Origin of the sequence: Paenibacillus sp. GM2 (genome assembly GCF_900069005.2) — a bacterium.
In the GTDB taxonomy this organism is placed as follows: domain Bacteria; phylum Bacillota; class Bacilli; order Paenibacillales; family Paenibacillaceae; genus Fontibacillus.
Map to the genome: position 1 here is coordinate 1,243,318 of NZ_LN831279.1, position 20,483 is coordinate 1,263,800.

Annotated in this window: 15 protein-coding genes; all 15 read left to right on the forward strand. The window is 48.9% G+C overall.

The window, feature by feature from the left end; translation table 11 throughout:
• Nucleotides 1-58: 58 nt before the first annotated feature.
• On the forward strand, nt 59-1,198 hold the full coding sequence (locus BN1360_RS15410; protein WP_068780744.1) for a 1-deoxy-D-xylulose-5-phosphate reductoisomerase: 1,140 nt from the start codon (nt 59-61) through the stop codon (nt 1,196-1,198).
• A 129-nt stretch (nt 1,199-1,327) separates the two neighbouring features.
• On the forward strand, nt 1,328-2,602 hold the full coding sequence (gene rseP / locus BN1360_RS15415) for an RIP metalloprotease RseP (protein ID WP_068780745.1): 1,275 nt from the start codon (nt 1,328-1,330) through the stop codon (nt 2,600-2,602).
• A 33-nt stretch (nt 2,603-2,635) separates the two neighbouring features.
• Complete coding sequence (gene proS / locus BN1360_RS15420) at nt 2,636-4,087, forward strand: proline--tRNA ligase (protein WP_068780746.1); 1,452 nt, start codon at nt 2,636-2,638, stop codon at nt 4,085-4,087.
• A 638-nt stretch (nt 4,088-4,725) separates the two neighbouring features.
• On the forward strand, nt 4,726-9,042 hold the full coding sequence (locus tag BN1360_RS15425) for a PolC-type DNA polymerase III (protein ID WP_068780747.1): 4,317 nt from the start codon (nt 4,726-4,728) through the stop codon (nt 9,040-9,042).
• Nucleotides 9,043-9,209: 167 nt separating this feature from the next.
• On the forward strand, nt 9,210-9,671 hold the full coding sequence (rimP, locus tag BN1360_RS15430) for a ribosome maturation factor RimP (protein WP_068780748.1): 462 nt from the start codon (nt 9,210-9,212) through the stop codon (nt 9,669-9,671).
• 41 nt (nt 9,672-9,712) lie between these two features.
• Complete coding sequence (gene nusA, locus BN1360_RS15435; RefSeq protein WP_068780749.1) at nt 9,713-10,813, forward strand: transcription termination factor NusA; 1,101 nt, start codon at nt 9,713-9,715, stop codon at nt 10,811-10,813.
• A gap of 73 nt (nt 10,814-10,886) precedes the next feature.
• Nucleotides 10,887-11,204, forward strand: coding sequence for an RNase P modulator RnpM (gene rnpM / locus BN1360_RS15440; protein ID WP_068780750.1), 318 nt, complete (start codon nt 10,887-10,889; stop codon nt 11,202-11,204).
• A complete protein-coding gene (locus BN1360_RS15445) occupies nt 11,197-11,520 on the forward strand; it encodes a L7Ae/L30e/S12e/Gadd45 family ribosomal protein (RefSeq protein WP_068780751.1) in 324 nt (107 codons plus the stop codon). The genes rnpM and BN1360_RS15445 overlap by 8 nt, the downstream gene beginning before the upstream one ends.
• Complete coding sequence (gene infB, locus BN1360_RS15450; RefSeq protein WP_068780752.1) at nt 11,513-14,137, forward strand: translation initiation factor IF-2; 2,625 nt, start codon at nt 11,513-11,515, stop codon at nt 14,135-14,137. The genes BN1360_RS15445 and infB overlap by 8 nt, the downstream gene beginning before the upstream one ends.
• A gap of 15 nt (nt 14,138-14,152) precedes the next feature.
• The gene (rbfA, locus tag BN1360_RS15455) at nt 14,153-14,506 is read left to right on the forward strand and encodes a 30S ribosome-binding factor RbfA (protein WP_068780753.1); all 354 of its coding nucleotides are present in this window, start codon (nt 14,153-14,155) and stop codon (nt 14,504-14,506) included.
• Nucleotides 14,507-14,565: 59 nt separating this feature from the next.
• Nucleotides 14,566-15,543 carry a DHH family phosphoesterase gene (locus BN1360_RS15460; protein ID WP_068780754.1) on the forward strand — a complete coding sequence of 326 codons (978 nt, stop codon included), beginning with the start codon at nt 14,566-14,568 and terminating at the stop codon, nt 15,541-15,543.
• Entirely contained in the window at nt 15,540-16,463 is a 924-nt protein-coding gene (gene truB / locus BN1360_RS15465) for a tRNA pseudouridine(55) synthase TruB (protein ID WP_068780755.1), read from the forward strand. Before BN1360_RS15460 ends, truB begins: the two co-directional genes overlap by 4 nt.
• Before the next feature lie 95 nt (nt 16,464-16,558).
• Nucleotides 16,559-17,506: a bifunctional riboflavin kinase/FAD synthetase gene (locus BN1360_RS15470; protein ID WP_068780756.1), complete on the forward strand. Its 948-nt coding sequence runs from the start codon at nt 16,559-16,561 to the stop codon at nt 17,504-17,506.
• A gap of 162 nt (nt 17,507-17,668) precedes the next feature.
• On the forward strand, nt 17,669-17,938 hold the full coding sequence (rpsO, locus tag BN1360_RS15475; RefSeq protein WP_068780757.1) for a 30S ribosomal protein S15: 270 nt from the start codon (nt 17,669-17,671) through the stop codon (nt 17,936-17,938).
• A 272-nt stretch (nt 17,939-18,210) separates the two neighbouring features.
• The gene (gene pnp / locus BN1360_RS15480; RefSeq protein ID WP_068780758.1) at nt 18,211-20,313 is read left to right on the forward strand and encodes a polyribonucleotide nucleotidyltransferase; all 2,103 of its coding nucleotides are present in this window, start codon (nt 18,211-18,213) and stop codon (nt 20,311-20,313) included.
• Nucleotides 20,314-20,483 lie beyond the last annotated feature (170 nt).

A 20,483-nucleotide genomic window follows, 5' to 3' on the forward strand; every position in this document is an offset into this window, starting at 1 on the left:
CAGAGTCGGCGTCGAATCTTGAAGATCCATTCATTACATGAGTGTGGTGAGGTGCTTTATGAAGAAAATTGCAATTATTGGCTCGACCGGATCGATCGGGACGCAGACGCTGGATGTTGTCCAGCAGCATCCTGAACAATTTGTCGTTGAGGGACTTGCTGCCGGAGCCAATATGGAGCTGTTCGTACAGCAAGTGAATCAATTTCGGCCGAAGAAGGCTTCTATTGCTACCAAGGAGTTGGCGGATCAAGTCCGTCCGCTGCTGCCGGCCGGGGTAGAGCTTAGCTATGGGGAAGAGGGCTTGATCGAAGTTGCGGCAGGTACCGAAGCGGATACCGTACTCACCGCGATTGTCGGCAGTGCTGGTCTTCCGGCTACTTTGGCGGCTATTTCCGAGGGCAAAACCATCGCTCTGGCGAATAAAGAAACGCTGGTAACAGCCGGTCACCTGGTAATGGCTCTAGCCAAGGAGAAAGGCGTGCCCATCCTTCCAGTTGACAGTGAACATTCGGCGATCTTCCAATGTCTGAATGGTGAGCATATGGAGGATATAGCCGGCATTACATTAACAGCGTCGGGCGGTTCCTTCCGCGATTATAGCCGGGAGCAGCTTGCGAATGTAACGGTTGAGGACGCCCTGAAGCATCCGAACTGGTCGATGGGCGCCAAGGTGACGATCGATTCAGCCACGATGGTCAACAAAGGATTGGAAGTGATTGAAGCCCACTGGTTGTTTGGGCTTGGATTTGAACAGATTGAGGTATTGCTCCATCCTGAGAGCATTGTCCACTCTTTCGTTGAGTATCGTGATGGCAGCATTATTGCTCAGCTTGGTGCACCGGATATGCGGGTTCCGATTCAGTACGCGCTTTCGTATCCACGGCGCTGGAATTCGGCGGCGCAGCGCCTTTCTTTGGCCAAGGCAGGCGAGCTCCAGTTTAGAGAGATGGATTTTGAACGTTTTCCTTGTTTAAGACTAGCTTTTGAATGTGGTAAAATAGGAGGTACCGCACCGACGGTGTTCAATGCAGCTAATGAAGTTGCGGTAGCTCGCTTCTTAAATAGAGAAATTTCATTCCTGAAGATTGAATATCTCATTGAGACCGTGCTTTCCAGACATGAAGCTCTGGCCGATCCAAGTCTTGAAGTAATCAAGGATGCTGACCAATGGGCGAGAGCGGTGGCTGAATCGTTGTAATTCCTCAAAGGGCCTGCTGTCGTCATCATGGAAAAGATTCATTCTTGTATTCTCTTGTGCCTGATCGGAGAATAATGATAATCTAGAAAGAACTTGGACGATCCGTGGCCAAAAGGAGGATGCTTTCGATTGGAACTACTGAAAATTATTTTTTTGACGGTGCTCATGTTTTTCGTCATTGTGGCGGTGCATGAATGGGGGCACTTTTACTTCGCAAAACGTGCTGGGATACTGGTACGGGAGTTCGCGATAGGATTTGGACCTAAATTGTTCGCTTATAAGCGAGGCGAGACGCAGTTTACTTTCCGTCTGCTTCCCTTTGGCGGATATGCCCGCATGGCCGGAGAAGATCCTGAGTTGATTGAGATTTCTAACGGGCAGACGATAGCGCTCCGCCTGGAGGAAGATAAAGTCGGCAAGATTTATTTGGATCGACTGGACAGTCGCAAGAATGTCATTCGCGGCGAGGTGCTGCAAATCGACCTGGTGGATGATCTGTCCGTACTGCTGGATGTAGATGGGGAGAGCGTAAGGTACTCGATTCATCCGCAGGCGATGCTTGTTGTCAAAGGCAAGGAGACACAGATTGCACCTAGGGATCGTCAATATGGCAGCAAAACAGTGCGACAAAGAGCATTATCGATTTTCGCCGGGCCCCTCATGAACTTCATTCTTGCCTTTGTGTTATTTGCGTTGTATACGCTAATGGCAGGGATTCCGCTTGATAAGCCAAGTCATCTGCAAGTTGGTGATGTCGTGAAAGGAATGCCTGCAGCGGAAGCCGGAGTTCTAGAGGGCGATATTATTGAGAAGATCAATGGTATGCCAGTTGGAACCGATGCGAACAAAATGATCGAGACGATTCAGGCTTCTAAAGATAAACCGATGGTATGGACGCTTAAGCGTGGAGAACAGGAAGTGAATATTACCGTTACCCCCCGGGCGACAGACAACGAGCAGGTGGGGAAGGTAGGCAGCTCGATTATCACTTTCTTCCCTATGCGCAGCGCCTCTGTGGGTGAGTCAATTACCAGAGCCGGAACGGATATGGTCGATACAACGAAGCTGATCTTCCAGGGGTTTAAGCAATTGATTAACAAATTCTCCATGGATGATCTTGGCGGGCCAGTAAGAACGTTTGAAGTAACAGGGCAGATTGCCAAGCAAGGGATTGTACAGCTCACAAGATGGACGGCCATCCTTAGCCTGTATCTGGGGATCTTTAATTTGCTGCCGATTCCGGCACTTGATGGCAGCAGGCTGATCTTCCTGGGCATCGAAGCCCTTCGCCGCAAGCCGGTGGATCCGAATCATGAAGGCTTGGTGCATTTTATCGGATTTGCCATGCTGTTCCTGCTAATGATTGCGGTAACCTATAACGATATATTACGATTGTTTGGATAATTATGAGGCTTTTACGGGAGGACAAGAGTTTTTATGGCTAACGAGGAGAAACAATTTGTAACGGAAATTACCCCGCAGGGAGAAGACTTCTCGCGCTGGTATATCGACGTCATTAAGAAAGCGGATTTGATGGACTATTCGCCAGTACGCGGCTGTATTGTGTTCAAGCCGGACGGCTACGAAATTTGGGAGCATATTCAGTCTGAGCTGGATCGCCGCTTTAAAGAGACCGGCCATCGCAACGCTTATTTCCCACTCTTTATTCCGGAGAGCTTCTTCCAGAAAGAGAAGGAGCATGTGGAGGGCTTCAACCCTGAGCTTCCTTGGGTGACTGAGGCGGCTGGCGAGAAGCTGGAAGAGCGCCTTGCGATCCGGCCTACCTCTGAGACGATGATTGGGCATATGTATGAGAAGTGGATTCAATCCTATCGCGATTTGCCGGTATTGATCAATCAATGGGCTAACGTCGTTCGCTGGGAGAAACGGACACTACCGTTCCTGCGCACAAGCGAATTCTTGTGGCAGGAAGGCCATACTGCTCATGAAAATGAACAGGAAGCTCGGGAAGAGACGATGCGGATGCTGGAAATCTACCGCGATTTTGTCGAGGGTTATCTGGCAATTCCGGTAATTACGGGTCAGAAGACACCGTCCGAGAAATTTGCCGGAGCTGTGGATACTTTTTCGATTGAAGCGATGATGAAGGATGGACGTGCCGTACAGGCGGGAACTTCGCATTATCTTGGTACCAACTTTGCATCTGCGTTTAATATCCAGTATTTGAACCGCGAGAATGAGCACGAATTTGTGCATACGACCTCCTGGGGCGTGAGCACCCGCTTGATCGGTTCCTTGATCATGGTGCACGGGGATGACCGTGGGCTGGCATTGCCGCCTAAAGTAGCTCCAAAGCAAGTTATGATCATTCCGATCGGACCGCCAAAGACGCGCGATATGGTGATTGCTCGCAGCGATGAATTGTTTGCTGAATTGAAGAAGGCGGGGATCCGCGTAGGAATGGATGACCGTGCTGATGTTCGTCCGGGCTGGAAGTTCAATGAATATGAAATGCGTGGTGTTCCTGTCCGCCTTGAGATTGGCCCTCGTGATATGGAGAATGGCGTATGTGTCCTCGTATCGCGTATTAGCGGCGAGAAGAAGGTTGTACAGCAAGACCGTCTTGTGGAAGAAGTTCAAGCGATGCTGGAGCAGGTTCATCAGGAAATGTACAACCGTGCCAAGGTATTCCGTGATGAGCATTTCTATTCCGTGGATACATTGGATGAGATGAAAGCCAGCATGGAAGAGAAGCGTGGCTTTACGCTTGCAGGCTGGTGTGGTTCTGAGGCTTGTGAACATCAAGTCAAAGAAGAGACCGGAGCAACTAGCCGGAATATTCCGTTTGAGCCGGAAGTTCAGAAGACGAAATGTCTCGTCTGTGGAGAAACGGCCAAGCATACTGTTGTTTTTGCCAGAGCCTATTAATTAGTCCTGCCGCAAGAACCGTGCAAGGGGAACTGGACTGTTGTCCAGAGGATATAACGATATTAAGGCTTTCGGCAGAAACGGCCATGACAGGTATTTGTTGCTACAAGCTCCTGTCGGCCAGATTTGCGGAGGCCTTAATTTTTGCACTGATATACATTTTTCGTCTAACGAAACTACAGAACGTTATTTCCTGAAAAATAAGGGGAGAAATTTATTAACGAAACCCCCAATCGTTATTTGGAGGAAATCCGCGGGTTGGCTCCGTAATTAGCTCAAATAGCGATAGCAAGTTTCGTTAGGAATTTGGAAACTCTTTTTTAGCGCAAATAACGATACTGTGTTTCGTTAGCGTTTAAGAAATGTTCAAAAAGCTCGCTTTTCAGCACCGAGGCTTATGCTTCGCTATGCGTTTTTTCAATATGCTTCAGTGGAAAAAGGCTGGGGCTAAGGAGTGAAGCGTACATAGTGGGTACGTGAGGCACCCGAGAGGTTTCCGGAGGAAACATAACTTCGCAAGCAACTGCTTAGGTCCGGGGAATTCAAGATTCGATCCCGCATGGGCTTGCTGAAGCTTAGGGATCAAAAGCGGACTTTTTGAACTTCATTGCCACTATTTGAGTATGGGGGAGGAAGAGATGACCGACGTCCAGGAGAAAAGAACCAGACTTGAACTGTTGATGAAGCAGGCGGAAGTTCCGGCTTCGCTGATTGATCCGTATTTTCTAGACGGATATATCGATCAGGTAGAGGTTAGCCGCGGCAACCGCGAGTGGAAGATTACGATCCGCAAACAGACGCTTGTCCCTGCCCAGGTCTATAGAACGTTTTGCTTGCGTATCCAGGAGCGAATGCAGCATATTGCCAAGATCGCTATTCTATTCCGATATGAACAGGACCAGACTGCCGAGCAGATCGTGACGGAATATTGGAAGCTGTTCCTGGAATGGGTGCAGCGGGAAATACCATCCGTTAATGGCTGGATGGCCAAGGCTGGTTATGAGATCGAGGACGATCTTGTAACGGTAGCGTTAGGCGATGCGATGGCGCTGGAACTAGCCCGTAAGAAGAATATAGACAAGGCGATCACGACCTTCTATGGCAATTATTTTGGGCTGGATGTAAGAGTCAAGCTGCATGTAGCCGAGAACAATGAGGAAGCTTTTGAGGAATTCCAGCAACGGATTGCTGAGGAAGAACGCGAAGTGATCCAGCGGATGATGGAGAGTATGGAAGCAGAAGCGCCGCCGGAGGAAGACGATGGCGAAGCGGTTAAGCTGCAGATCGGCTATGACATCAAAGATCAGCCAATTCCACTGCAGGAACTGCAAGATGAAGAAAAACGGGTCACGATCCAGGGCACGATCTTCGGACTGGAGAGCAAGGAACTGCGTAATGGCAATACTTTATTTACTTTTTATATTACCGATTTTAGCGATTCTTTGCAGATGAAGCTGTTTGCCAAGAATAAGGAAGATCTCAAGATCATGGGTCAATTAGCCAACGGGAAATGGATCAAAGCCCGCGGCAGAGTAGAGATGGACCGCTTTATGTCCATTCCTGAGCTTGTCATGATCCCTTCGGATTTATGCGAAGTGAACTCCCCTCCATCTCGTAAGGATAATGCTGCAGAGAAGCGCGTTGAGTTCCATTTGCATTCGACGATGAGTGCGATGGATGCGGTAACTCCAATCGGCGATTACGTGAAGATGGCGGCCAAATGGGGACATAAAGCGATCGCGGTAACCGATCATGGCGGTGTGCAATGCTATCCTGATGCTGCGAAAGCTGCCAAGAAGAACGGGATCAAGATGATCTACGGTGTCGAGGCGAATGTAGTGAATGATAATGTGGCCGTCGTATTAAATCCGCGCCCTGATGATCTGAAGACGACAACTTATATCGTATTCGATATTGAGACTACCGGTCTGTCTGTAACGCAGAACAAAATTATTGAAATCGCCGCGGTCAAGATGCAGGAAGGCAAAGAACTGGAACGTTACGCCACCTTTGTTGATCCGCATGAACTTATTCCATATCATATTCAACAATTGACGAACATCAATGACGACATGGTAAGAGGCGCGCCAGAGGTCGATCAGGTACTGGATGAATTCATTAAATTCGCCGGAGATGCGGTACTGGTCGCTCATAATGCCCGCTTTGACGTTGATTTTGTAAATGCAAAGCTGAAGGAGCTTGGGAGACCGCCTATGCTCAACCCGGTTCTGGATACACTGGAGCTGGCACGTTTGATTCACCCGAGTTTGAAAAATCATAGATTGAACACACTGGCATCGAAATACAAAGTTTCACTGGAAAATCACCACCGCGCAATCGACGATACCATAGCACTTGCCGGTGTATTAACCGGGCTGATCGAAGACGCGATTACGCAGGAAAGAATGACCACGCTCGATCGTCTGAACGACCGGGTTGGCAAGGATCTGTCCAATACCCGTCCGTTCCATTGCGGAATTTATGCCTTGAATACGACCGGCAAGAAGAATTTGTTCAAGCTGATCTCTATGTCGCATACCGAGTATTTCAAGCGGGTTCCATGTATCCCGAAATCGAAGCTGACTGAAATGCGCGAGGGGATACTTGTCATCTCAGGTTGTGAGAAAGGAGAGTTCTTCGAGGCTGTATTGAATAAGACGGTCGAAGAAGCTGAGGAAGTTGCCGGCTTTTATGATGTACTGGAGATTCAGCCGTTAACGATGTATATGCATCTGGTCGATAAAGGCCTGGTCGGCAGTGTTGAGGAATTGAAGACGGCAATTCGCAAAGTGGTTGAGATTGGCTTTAAGCTGGGCAAGCCAGTCATCGCTACCGGAAATGCACACTACCTTGAGCCTAGGGATAAAATTTTTCGCGATATTACGATCCATGGCATTACCGGTTTCAGTCCGCTGAAGGATCTCCGCAAGCCGGATGCGCACTTCCGCACGACGGACGAAATGTTGGCTGAATTTGAATTTCTCGGTAAGGACAAGGCTTATGAGGTTGTCGTGACGAATACGGCGAATCTGGCGGATTCCTTCGAGGATCTTGAATTGTTTCCGGACAAGCTGTTCACGCCGATTATTGATGGGGCGGACGAAGAAATCCGTTCAACCTGTTACAATACAGCACGCTCTATGTATGGGGAGGATTTGCCTGAGGTGGTCGTCAAGCGGCTGGAAAAAGAACTCGAACCGATTATCAAGTACGGGTTCTCGGCCAACTATCTGATCTCGGCAAAACTTGTTAAGAAATCCAATCAGGATGGCTATCTCGTAGGTTCACGGGGGTCGGTCGGTTCCTCAATCGTGGCTACCTTCCTCGGTATATCCGAGGTTAATCCGCTTCCAGCTCATTATATGTGCCGTAATCCGGAATGCAAGCATAGTGAATGGTTCCTGGATGGCAGCGTACCGAGTGGCTTCGACCTTCCTGCGAAGGATTGCCCGAAGTGCGGCCAGCCGCTAAAGGGAGAGGGACAGGATATTCCGTTCGAAACCTTCCTGGGTTTTAAAGGCGATAAGGTCCCCGATATAGATCTTAACTTCTCCGGGGAATATCAGCCGGAGGCTCACAATTTTACGAAGGTTATCTTTGGGGAGAAGAACGTATTTCGCGCGGGTACGATTGGTACCGTAGCGGAGAAGACTGCGTTTGGCTTTGCGAAGAAGTATGAGGAAGAGCATCATAAGCATTGGCGCAGTGCAGAGCTAAACAGGCTGGCGGCCGGATGTACCGGCGTGAAGCGTAGTACAGGCCAGCATCCTGGCGGGATCGTCGTCGTGCCTGACTATATTGAAGTCGAAGATGTTACACCTGTACAATATCCGGCTGATGATACGAGTGCGGAATGGAAGACGACTCACTTCGATTATCATGCATTTGAAGCCAACTTGCTTAAGCTTGATATTCTCGGCCATGATGATCCGACAATGATGCGGATGCTGCAGGATTTGACCGGGATTGATCCAACGACGATCCCGATGAATGATCCCAAGGTGATGAGTATGTTCAACTCAACGGAATCGCTGGGAGTGACTCCGGAGCAAATTCGGACTCCGGTGGCAACTTACGGGGTTCCCGAGATGGGAACCAAGTTTGTACGCCAGATGCTGGTCGAATCACAGCCATCTTCGTTTGCGGATTTGCTGCAGATTTCCGGATTGTCCCACGGTACTGGCGTTTGGCTGGGCAATGCCCAGGAATTGATCAAGAATGGCACATGCAACATTAAGACGGTGATTGGCTGTCGGGATGATATTATGCTGTTCCTGATTTACAAAGCGGGAATGGATGCCGGATTGGCCTTTAAAATTACGGAAAGCGTTCGTAAGGGGAAAGGCTTGACGCCGGAATGGATTGATGAGATGAAGAAATGCAAGGTGCCGCAGTGGTACATTGATTCCTGCCTCAAGATCCAATACATGTTTCCGAAGGCGCACGCGTCCGCTTATGTTATTTCGGCGGTGCGTACCGCTTACTTTAAGCTATATTATCCGATCGAGTTCTACGCGACTTATTTCTCGGTCCGTGGTGAAGATTTCGATATTGAGTTATGCTGCCAGGGATATGAAGCGATATACCGCAAGATCGAGGAGATCGAGCAGAAGGGCTTCCAGGCGTTGCCGAAGGAGAAAGCGATGCTGCCGATTCTGGAGATGGCGCTGGAAATGACAGCGCGCGGTTTCCGGTTCAAGATGATCGATCTGTACCGTTCTGATGCAACTCGCTTTATTGTAGATGGCGATGCCCTGATTCCTCCGTTTGCCGCTTTGGCAGGAATCGGGGAGAATGCGGCGCGGAACATCGCTGCGGCGAAGGAAGCAGGGGAATTCCTCTCCGTGGAAGATTTTCAGCAGAGATCCAAAGCAAGTAAGACGATCATTGAACTGTTGGGTTCGCTGGGCTGTTTCCGTGACTTGCCGGAGAGCAATCAGCTCTCCTTGTTCTAACCTAAGGATAGGGCTAAGGGTGGTAAAGGTGTTTTACTTGTCACTATTACCAGACTATGTTATAATTTTTTTGGTAATCATGGAGATAGAAACGTTGTCTAAAGAGTGGGGAAACCCACTCTTTACTCTTTGGTATACAGGAAACAATTGATGGAGGTAATGTACTCTTGAGCACACCGAAAATCAAAGCGGCCGTAGAACAGATGGTAATGCCATATCTCGAGCAGAACGGCTTTGAATTGGTTGATATTGAATATGTAAAGGAAGGCAGCAATTGGTTTCTGCGTGTCTTCGTTGACAAGGACGGCGGCATCGATATTGATGACTGCGGCCGGATCAGCGAATATCTCAGCGAGAAGCTGGATGAGAATGATCCGATTCCATCCGCGTACTTCCTTGAAGTGTCCTCGCCCGGTGCGGAACGGCCGTTGAAGAAAGCGGACGATATCGTCAAAGCCGTAGGCAAGGATGTGTTTGTCACTACATACGAGCCGGTGAATGGCCTGAAGGAATTTGAGGGACGCCTTCTCTCTTTTGAGAGTGACGAGCTCGTCATTGAAATCGGCAAGCAGAAACATGCCGTATCGTATAGTAAAGTTGCTAGCGCCAGATTGGCGATTATTTTTTAACAACACTTATATAGGATTATGAAAGGGGGAACTCGAGGCAAATGAGTATGGATTTTATCGAAGCCTTGAATGATTTGGAAAGGGAAAAAGGGATCAGCAAAGATATATTATTTGAAGCTATTGAAGCAGCACTGATCTCCAGCTATAAACGGAATTTTAATACGGCGCAGAACGTTCGTGTAGACATGAACCGTCATACGGGATCCATCAGAGTATTTGCGCGCAAGCTCATTGTTGAAGAAGTTCTCGATCCTCGGACGGAAATTTCGCTGCATTCAGCACGTGAGATCAATCCCAGCTTCCAGCTGGACGATGTAGCGGAAATTGAAGTAACGCCTAGAGATTTCGGACGGATCGCGGCGCAGACGGCGAAGCAGGTGGTAACCCAACGCATTCGTGAAGCGGAGCGCGGACTGATCTATAACGCTTTTGTCGAGAAGGAAGAGGATATCGTTACGGGTATCGTACAGCGTCAGGACTTGCGTAATGTCTATGTCGATCTCGGCAAGATTGAAGCGCATCTTCCGTTGAATGAATTAATGCCCGGCGAGAAGTTCAAGCACGGCGATCGGATCAAAGCGTATATTACAAAGGTTGAGAATACGACCAAAGGGCCGCAAATTTTGCTGTCCCGTACGCATCCTGGTTTGTTGAAGCGTTTGTTCGAGCTGGAGGTTCCTGAGATTTTCGATGGCGTTGTTGAAATTCGTTCTGTTGCCCGCGAAGCAGGGTTCCGTTCGAAGATCGCCGTCTATTCCCGCAATAGCGAGGTAGATCCGGTCGGCTCTTGCGTTGGTCCGAAGGGCACGCGCGTGCAGACGATTGTAACCGAACTACATGGGGAAAAGATCGACATCGTGCGCTATTCCGACAATATTGAAGAGTATGTAGCCAATGCGCTTAGCCCTTCCAAGGTGCTGGAGGTGCAGGTATTCGAGCCCGAGAAGATGGCTCGTGTTATCGTGCCGGATTATCAGCTCTCGCTGGCGATTGGCATTAAGGGGCAGAATGCAAGGCTTGCTGCTAAGCTGACAGGCTGGAAGATCGATATTAAGAGCGAAACTCAGGCAGAGGAAGAATTCGGTAGAGAGAAGACCGAGCAGGATGAAATGCCGCAGGACTCCGTATCTATTGATTTTTAGTATATGAGTGCAACATGAACAACCTCTTTAAAGAGATATAGGCATAACCGGGAGTATGTATGGGGGGCTTGAAATGAAAGCTAAAAAAATACCAATGCGCAAATGCGTAGCTTGCCAGCAAATGATGCCGAAAAAATCGTTGATTCGCGTCGTTCGTTCACCAGAGGGTGAGGTTTCGATTGATTTGACTGGCAAAAAGTCGGGGCGTGGTGCTTATCTTTGCGGACAGGTTGCTTGCTTTAAGCTCGCCCATAAGAACCGCGCGCTGGATCGGGCCTTGAAGGCTACGGTAGGAGCAGAGGTCTACGAACAGTTGGCCCATGATTTCCTGGCGATCGAGGATGAATTCCATCTCAGCCAGGAGCAGGAAGAGGCAGATAGCGATGAGTAAAATGTTGTCCCGGCTTGGCCTGGCCATGCGTGCTGGCAAGTTGGTGACCGGTGATGAGATCGTAATGAAAGCCATTCGGTCGAAAGAGGCCAAACTGGTTATCGTTGCGGGGGACGCTTCAAATAATACCCACAAGAAATTCCGCGATAAATGCGGCACATACAAAGTCCCTTTGATCATCGGGCCGGATCGGATCCGTCTCGGTTCAAGTATTGGAAAACCAGAGCGGGTCGTAATAGCACTGACGGATCAAGGGTTTGCCGATATGATTCGAGAAGAAATCGAGAAAACGCCGGAGGTGGAGTATATTGAGTAAACAAGAAAACAAAGATAAACTCAGAGTCTATGAATATGCGAAGTCACTTAATATGAGCAGCAAGGAAATTATAACCATTCTTAAGCGCCTGAATATCCCAGTTAACAATCATATGAGCGTTATGGAGAATGACACCGTTACAAAAGTGGAGCAATTCTTCAAGGATATTAAGAGCAATGCAGCAGCCAAACGTGATGGAGGCGGGCGCAATGAGGCTTCTTCTAAGCCGGCTTCAGCCAACGCCAAGCCAGAACCAGCGAAGAGTGGTGCTGATCATCATGGGAACCAGGCCCACGCTGCGTCAACCAATCAAGGAACAAGCAACAACAAAAATCAACAAGAAAAGCAGGTAAGCATGAATACAAAAACAAATTCCAATAGACCATCTGCCACAGGCAGCAATACAGCGACACAAGATAGAAGTCAACGTTCCAACGGGGGGAGCCAGCAAGGCTCACGTCCGCAACAGGGCGGCTCACGTCCACAACAGAATTCAAACCAACCTGGGAACCGTGGCCAGCAATCAGGCCGTCCTCAGGGGCAAGGTGGTGGCGGACAACAGCAACGCCCCAATTCATCGCAGCAAACTCGCAGCGGTTCTACACCTTCAACCCAGGCTAGTTCTGATAAGGGAGGCAAGAAGTTTGACCGCGAGAAGCCGGCATTTAACACTGACCGTAGCAATAACAGCAATAGTGGACAAAATCAAGGTGCCAAAAAAGGCAAATTCACGAATAACAACAATAAGTCCAAAGGCTTTGATGATAATCGCCAGGGCGGATTCAGAAATAACCGCGGTGGTAGAGGCGGTAAAGGCGGCAGAGGCGGCAATCAACAGCCTCCGCGCGAGAAGATTGATAATACACCGAAGAAGATCATTGTGCGCGGCACAATGACCGTTGGTGAGGCGGCCAAGCTGCTGCATAAGGATGCTTCGGAAGTTATTAAGAAGCTTATGCTGCTCGGCGTCATGGCAGCAATCAACCAGGAGCTTGATATCGATACAATCCTGCTGTTGGCCGGTGAATTCGGTGTAGAAGTAGAAGTGAAGATCCCTGTTGAGGATGATCGCTTCGAGACGGTAGAGGAAGTTGATGATGAAGCAGACTTGAAAGCACGTCCGCCAGTCGTTACGATTATGGGTCACGTTGACCACGGTAAAACGACGTTGCTTGATGCTATCCGCTCGACGAATGTATCCAGTGGAGAAGCCGGCGGCATTACTCAGCATATCGGTGCATATCAAGTTGAAATCAACGGCAAGAAAATCTCATTCCTCGATACACCGGGTCACGAAGCGTTTACAGCGATGCGTGCTCGCGGTGCGCAATTGACGGACATTACAATTATCGTTGTTGCTGCAGATGACGGCGTCATGCCGCAGACCGTTGAGGCGATCAACCACGCCAAGGCAGCCGGACTGCCGATTATCGTTGCTGTCAATAAGATCGATAAACCCGAAGCTAATCCAGATAAAGTGAAGCAAGAATTGACCGAATACGAACTTGTTCCGGAGGAATGGGGCGGAGATACGATCTTCGTAAACGTATCAGCCAAGCAAAGAATGGGTCTTGAGGAACTGCTCGAAATGATTCTTCTCGTAGCAGAGGTTAACGAGTATAAAGCAAATCCTAACAAGCGCGCCCGTGGAGCAGTCATTGAGGCGGAGCTTGATAAGAATCGCGGACCGGTTGCACGGGTGCTCGTGCAGCATGGTACATTTAAGGTTGGCGATGCCTTTGTAGCCGGCAACTGCTTTGGCCGCGTGCGTGCCATGGTGAATGACAAGGGACGCCGCATTAAGGAAGCAGGGCCTTCAACACCGGTTGAAATTACCGGTCTGAATGAAGTGCCGCAAGCTGGCGATCCGTTCATGGTGTTTGAGGATGAGCGCAAGGCTCGTTCGATCGCCGATAAACGGGCGACGACTGAACGTCAATCCTCGCTTGGAGCCAATACCCGCGTTACGCTTGATGACCTATTCCGCCATATCAAGGAAGGCGAGATTAAGGATTTGAACGTTATTATCAAAGCGGACGTCCAAGGTTCCGTCGAGGCGCTTAAGGGGTCGCTCGAGAAGATCGAGGTTGAAGGCGTACGCGTGAAGATTATTCATAGCGGTGCCGGAGCGATTACAGAATCGGATATTATTTTGGCAGCGGCATCGAACGCGATTGTTATCGGCTTTAACGTTCGTCCGGATAGTCAGACTAAAGCGACTGCCGAGCAAGAAAATGTAGATATCAGGCTTCATCGCGTCATCTACAATGCCATCGAAGAGATTGAGCAAGCGATGAAGGGAATGCTGGATCCGGTTTATAAAGAATCGGTTATCGGGCATGCTGAAGTAAGAAATACGTTCAAGGTCAGCAAGGTCGGAACGATTGCAGGTTGTATGGTTACTTCCGGCAAGATTACCCGTTCCGCAGAAGCACGCTTGATTCGCGACGGCATCGTGGTGTACGAGGGCAAGATCGATTCCCTCAAACGCTTCAAGGATGATGCTAAGGAAGTGGCTCAAGGTTATGAGTGCGGTATTACCTTGGACAATTACCATGATGTTAAAGAGGGCGACGTGATCGAAGCATTTATTATGGAAACCGTCGAACCTAAGTAAGGTGAGGTGTCATCAATGGCCAAGAATCGTACCGGCCGGGTAGGCGAAGAGATCAAGAAGGAACTTAGCGTGATGATCCAACGCGAATTGAAGGATCCGCGCATTGGATTTGTTACAGTCACAGGTGTCGATGTAACCAATGATTTATCGCAAGCCAAAGTGTATTTAAGCGTGTTTGGCGATGAAGAACAGAAGAAGGATACGCTCAAAGCACTCGACAAAGCAACCGGCTTCCTGCGGACTGAAATCGGTAAGCGAATCAGATTGCGCCATACACCTGAGCTGATCTTCAAGATCGACGAGTCAATTGCTTATGGTAGCCGTATCGAGAAGCTGCTCGATGAAATTTCGGATGAAGGCGAAAATTAACAACAAGGTGGATTCAAAAGATGTAAGTCTTTTGGATTCACCTCTTAAAGGAGACGGCAATGCAAACCAAAGAACGTGAGTTCCAGCAGGTAAAACAATTCCTGATGGAGCATGACGATTTCCTGGTCGTAGCGCATATTCAGCCGGATGGAGATGCAGTCAGTTCCACGTTAGCAGTGGGCTGGCTTCTCTCTTGTTTGGGCAAAAATTATAGAATGGCGAATGAGGGGCCGATCCCTCGCCGTATGAGCTATTTATGGGAAGCTAAGCAGATTGTAGATCTCTCGTTGGCTCCGCTTGATACCAAATTCAGCCATGTCATCTGCGTAGATTGCGCAGATTTTAAGCGAGTTGGTCGGACTGCGGAATGGTTCGCTGATGATGCCCTTATCTTGAATATTGATCATCATCCAACCAATGATGCATACGGTGCCGTCAATTTAATTGTGCCTGAGGCGGCTGCGACCGCGGAGATTTTATATGATTTACTAAAATATATGGAGATTCCGTTGAACTTTGAGGTTGCAACGGCGATCTATACCGGAATGTTAACCGATACCGGAGGATTCAGATATTCCAACACGACGCCGAAGGTGATGGCGATTGCTTCAGATCTGCTTGAATACAAGGTGGATGGTCCGGGCTTGTCCGAGCTGCTGCTTGAACAAATGACTTTGCCTCAATTGAAGCTCTTGACGAGAGCGTTGAACGAGCTGCAGATCACGGAGGATGGCAAGATCAGTTGGGTAGTGATCCAGGACGGGGATATGAAAGAAACCGGGGCGATACATGAGGATCTTGAAGGTATTGTGAATTACCCTCGCAATATTCAAGGGGTCGAAGTCGGGATGCTGTTCAAGGTGATTCACGAAAGCGCCGTGAAAGTCAGTCTTCGATCCGCGGGCAAGGTAGATGTGGCCAAGGTTGCCCAAAGCTTTGGGGGTGGCGGCCATGTGCGTGCGGCTGGAGCGCGGATCGAGGGGGATCTGGCACAGATCGTGTCCCGTGTTGTGGAGCAGGTGAAATTACAGCTATGATACCTTATGAAGGAATTCTTCCTATCGCCAAGCCGGTTGGCTTCACCTCACACGATGTTGTTGCCAAAGCGCGCGGCATTTTAAAAATGAAGCGGATCGGCCATACAGGGACGCTTGATCCGGCGGTGACTGGAGTCTTGCCGCTATGCCTCGGAAGAGCAACTAGAATGGTTGAGTATTTGCAAGAATTGCCCAAGGAATATGAAGCCACGCTCGTGCTAGGCATTGCCACTGATACAGAGGATATGACCGGAACGGTAATTGAACGTAGGGAGCATGCCGCTGTAAATGAAGAACAGGTGTCTGCCGTCTTGTCTCAATTCATCGGTACAATATCACAGGTTCCTCCGATGTATTCGGCCGTGAAGCAGGATGGGAAGCGACTCTATGAGCTGGCCCGCGAGGGGAAGGTCGTAGATCGCAAGGCGCGTGAAGTGACGATACATGAGCTGGAGCTGATTTCCTATCAAGCGGATCTTGAATATCCGGAACTGTCATTTCGCGTGCTGTGCTCCAAGGGGACCTATATCCGCACGCTTTGTGTGGACATCGGGCGGGCTCTAGGCATTCCAGCGTCGATGCTTCGACTCAAGCGCACAATGTCCGCCGGAATTCGGGATGAGCATTGCCTGACGCTGGAACAGGTAGCTGAGCAAGTTCAAGCTGGAACCTTGCAGTCTTGCCTGTTGCCAATCGATCGGGCTGTTCAGCATTTGCCGGCCCATATCGTGCAAGAGGAAAAGGTACAGGCGGCCCTGCAAGGACAACGCCTCTCCCCTTATGCGATCAAGCCTTCAGCGAATCGTGGGGACGTCATCCGTCTATACAGTCCTGCCGAGCAGTTTTTAGGCATTTTTCGTATTGGGGAAGAGACCGGGGCGATTACCCCTGTGAAAGTATTTCTGCCCGATTCGAATTAGGCTTGGAGCAGGCTCAGCCTCTAATCTGCTCCGTGATCAAAAAGTGGACTTTTTTTCAAACTATCTCTATATCAGTGAAATTGCAGGTGAGACAAGTGGAAACGATATATTTGACCTATCCTTTAACTGAAGATGTGATCGCACGGTGTGCTAGAAAGCAGGTCATTGCCATCGGACAATTCGATGGACTGCATCTAGGTCATGCGAGTGTCATTAAATCTGCATTACGGGTTGCTGCTGAGCAGGGCCTCCCCTCCGGCGTAATGACGTTTCATCCCCATCCGAAAGAAGTCATGAAGAAAGGTGACTATGAAGGATACCTGACCCCACCGGCGGAGAAAGAGAAGATTATCCGCGATATGGGTGTGGATTATTTATATATTGTTGAATTCAATGACAGCTTCTCGCGAGTAAGTCCGCAGAACTTCGTCAGCGGCATGCTGATGCCGCTTGAGATTCATACCGCTGTCGTTGGCTTTGATTTTCATTTTGGATACCGTGGTGAAGGCCATGCGGGAATGCTGCGCGAGCTGAGCGATTACAAGCTTGATGTCGCGATTGTGCCTCCTTTTCTGATCGAAGGCGATAAAGTAAGCAGCTCCAACATCCGCCTTGATCTTCAAGAAGGCAATGTGAAGCAAGTGCGGCGGTTATTAGGCCGTCCTTACTCCTTGTCGGGAATCGTTATGCACGGTGAAAAGCGCGGACGGACCATTGGTTTCCCGACGGCCAATTTGAAGATGGATGAGCATTTTGTCTTACCGAAAAAAGGAGTTTATGCCGTAAAGGTTGGCTACGAGGCTCAGGTGCTGCATGGAGTTATGAATGTAGGAGTCAAGCCGACCTTCCATGAGAATGAGACGGTTCCCTCCATCGAAATTCATCTGCTAGACTTCAGTGGAGATCTGTACGGAAAACCGCTAGCAGTCGAGCTAATCGATTTTATTCGCGAGGAACGTAAATTCGGTTCTATTGAGCAATTGATTGCGCAAATTACCAAGGATGCCGAGACGGCGAAGCAAATATTACCTTCGGCAGAATAATGCGAACAAGCATCATTTACTTTTATCTCTTATCTATGTTATACTGATTTACGTTGCTCATGCAGGAGTTTCCGCATGTCAACATACAACCTTGGCTTGGTTGTCAGGTCTCACCGTCCGACTACTAGGCTAATGGCGATTCTTGTAAAGGAGGTGGATAGGATGGCATTAACTCAAGAGCGTAAACAACAATTGATCGAAGAGTACAAAACTCATGAATCCGACACCGGATCACCAGAGGTACAAATTGCTATCCTCACGGAGAACATCGTGAATTTGACGGATCACTTGCGTTCCCATAAGAAGGATCATCACTCTCGTCGTGGTCTTCTGAAGATGGTTGGTCAACGCCGCAAGCTGTTGGCTTACTTGAAGAACAAAGACGTTAGACGTTACTCCGCGTTGATCGAAAGACTCGGATTGCGCCGTTAATTTTCCTTTGTTTGAGAAGCAGCCTGGTAGCCGCCGAGCGCTATTACAGCGAATGGCCGGCAGCCGGGTTGCTTTTTACGAAGAAATACAATACGTACCGTTTCCTGAAATAATGACGCATATATGCTAATGAAGGGCTCCGTGAGGAGCTTTTGTTTTAGCTATAATGAGAAAAACAAACAATAATCATTTTTGTTGCTTTATGAATCGGATAGAAGCAGGAAATAATGAGATTTGTAACGAAGTTTTATTTGTGAATAAGGAGGGATTTCATGGAAAAGCATGTGAAGATGGAGTTGGGAGGAAGACCTCTTACATTGGAGACCGGGCGTCTGGCCAAGCAGGCTAACGCTGCGGTAATGGTCCGGTATGGGGATACAGCTGTGCTGTGTACTGTTACAGCATCTGCGGAACCTAAGGACCTGGATTTTTTCCCATTGACCGTGAACTATGAAGAGAAGTTGTACGCTGTAGGTAAAATTCCTGGCGGCTTTATCAAGCGCGAAGGACGCCCTAGCGAGAAAGCCATTCTTGCAAGCCGGTTGACCGACCGCCCGATCCGCCCGCTGTTCCCAGAAGGGTTCCGCAATGATGTACAGATCGTGAATCTGGTTATGAGTGTGGACCAGGACTGTGAGCCTGAAATTGCTGCAATGATCGGTACTTCGGCCGCACTGAGCATATCGGATGTGCCTTTTAATGGACCGATTGGCGGCGTTGCTGTAGGACGTGTAAATGGCGAATTCGTCATTAACCCGAATATTGCTCAGCAAGAAGCAAGCGATATCTATGTTGTTGTCTCCGGCACCAAAGATGCAATCATGATGGTTGAAGCCGAAGCTAATGAGGTTCCGGAAGAAGTGATGCTGGAAGCGATTATGTTCGGACATGATGAGATCAAGAAGATCATCGCCGTTATTGAAGAGCTGGTTGCTGTTGCAGGCAAAGAAAAAATGGAAGTGAAGCTGCACGCTGTTAATGCTGAGGTAAATAGCGAGGTTCGCGCTTATGCTTCCGAGCGTTTGGTTGCAGCGGTTAAGATTGCGGAGAAGCATGCCCGTCAGGATGCGATCGATGCGATCAATGATGAGACGGTCGCTTATTTTGAGGAGAAGTACATAGAATCTCCTGAGTTATTGGATGATGTGAAGGAAGTGCTGCATGACATCGTCAAAGAAGAAGTGCGCCGCTTAATCACTCACGATAAAGTTCGTCCGGACGGACGCAAATTAAATGAGATTCGTCCGATCGAATGCGACATCAATTTGCTGCCGCGTACCCATGGCTCTGGTCTGTTCACTCGTGGTCAGACGCAAGCGCTTAGCATTTGTACGCTTGGAGCATTGGGCGATGTACAAATCCTCGACGGCATCGACCTTGAGGAATCAAAGCGATTCATGCATCATTACAACTTCCCGCCATTTAGTGTGGGCGAGGCTCGTCCTCTGCGCGCACCAGGCCGTCGTGAAATTGGGCATGGCGCATTGGGTGAACGGGCGCTGTCAAAGGTTATTCCGCCAGAATCGGAATTCCCTTACACGATTCGCCTTGTATCTGAAGTTTTGGAATCGAACGGCTCTACTTCACAAGCGAGCATCTGTGCCAGCACACTGGCTATGATGGATGCTGGTGTTCCGATCAAAGCGCCTGTTGCCGGTGTAGCTATGGGCTTGATCAAGGACGGAGAGCATGTATCGATCCTAACAGATATTCAAGGGATGGAAGATCATCTCGGCGATATGGACTTCAAGGTAGCAGGTACAGCAGAAGGCGTAACCGCGATTCAAATGGATATCAAGATCGACGGAATCGATCGTCAAATTTTGTCCGAAGCCTTGGAGCAAGCAAAAGAAGGCCGTATGTTCATCCTGGGCAAAATGCAGGAACGCATCCATGCTCCGAAGGAGCATTTGTCTCCGTATGCCCCTAAGATTACAATCATGAACATTAATCCGGACAAAATCCGCGATGTTATCGGTGCTGGTGGCAAGATCATTAACAAGATCATTGAGGAAACCGGCGTTAAGATTGATATTGAGCAGGATGGACGAGTCTTCATCGCTTCAACCGATGAAGAGATGAATAACAAAGCACGCTCAATTATCGAAGGCATCGTTAAGGAAGTTGTCGTTGGCGAGATTTACGTAGGTACGGTTAAACGGATTGAGAAATTCGGCGCCTTCGTTGAAATCCTGCCGGGCAAGGACGGATTAGTGCACATCTCCCAGCTTTCAACGGAACGTGTTGCAAAAGTAGAGGATGTCATTGCGATCGGGGACACAATTACTGTTAAAGTAACCGAGATTGATCAACAGGGACGTGTTAACCTTTCCCGTAAAGCGGTATTAACCGCGGAGGAAAAATCACACTCTTAAGCTCTAACTTTGAACAGATACCGTTACGGGAAAAGAGGCAGAATGATTATTCTGGCTCTTTTTTGCGTGCTCATTTATTTATACTTGTTTTTTACTTTGAATCTGCGGTTGAATTCATGCCATAATTAATAAATATTCTGCCATCGCAATTAGGGTTGCCAAGAATGGGA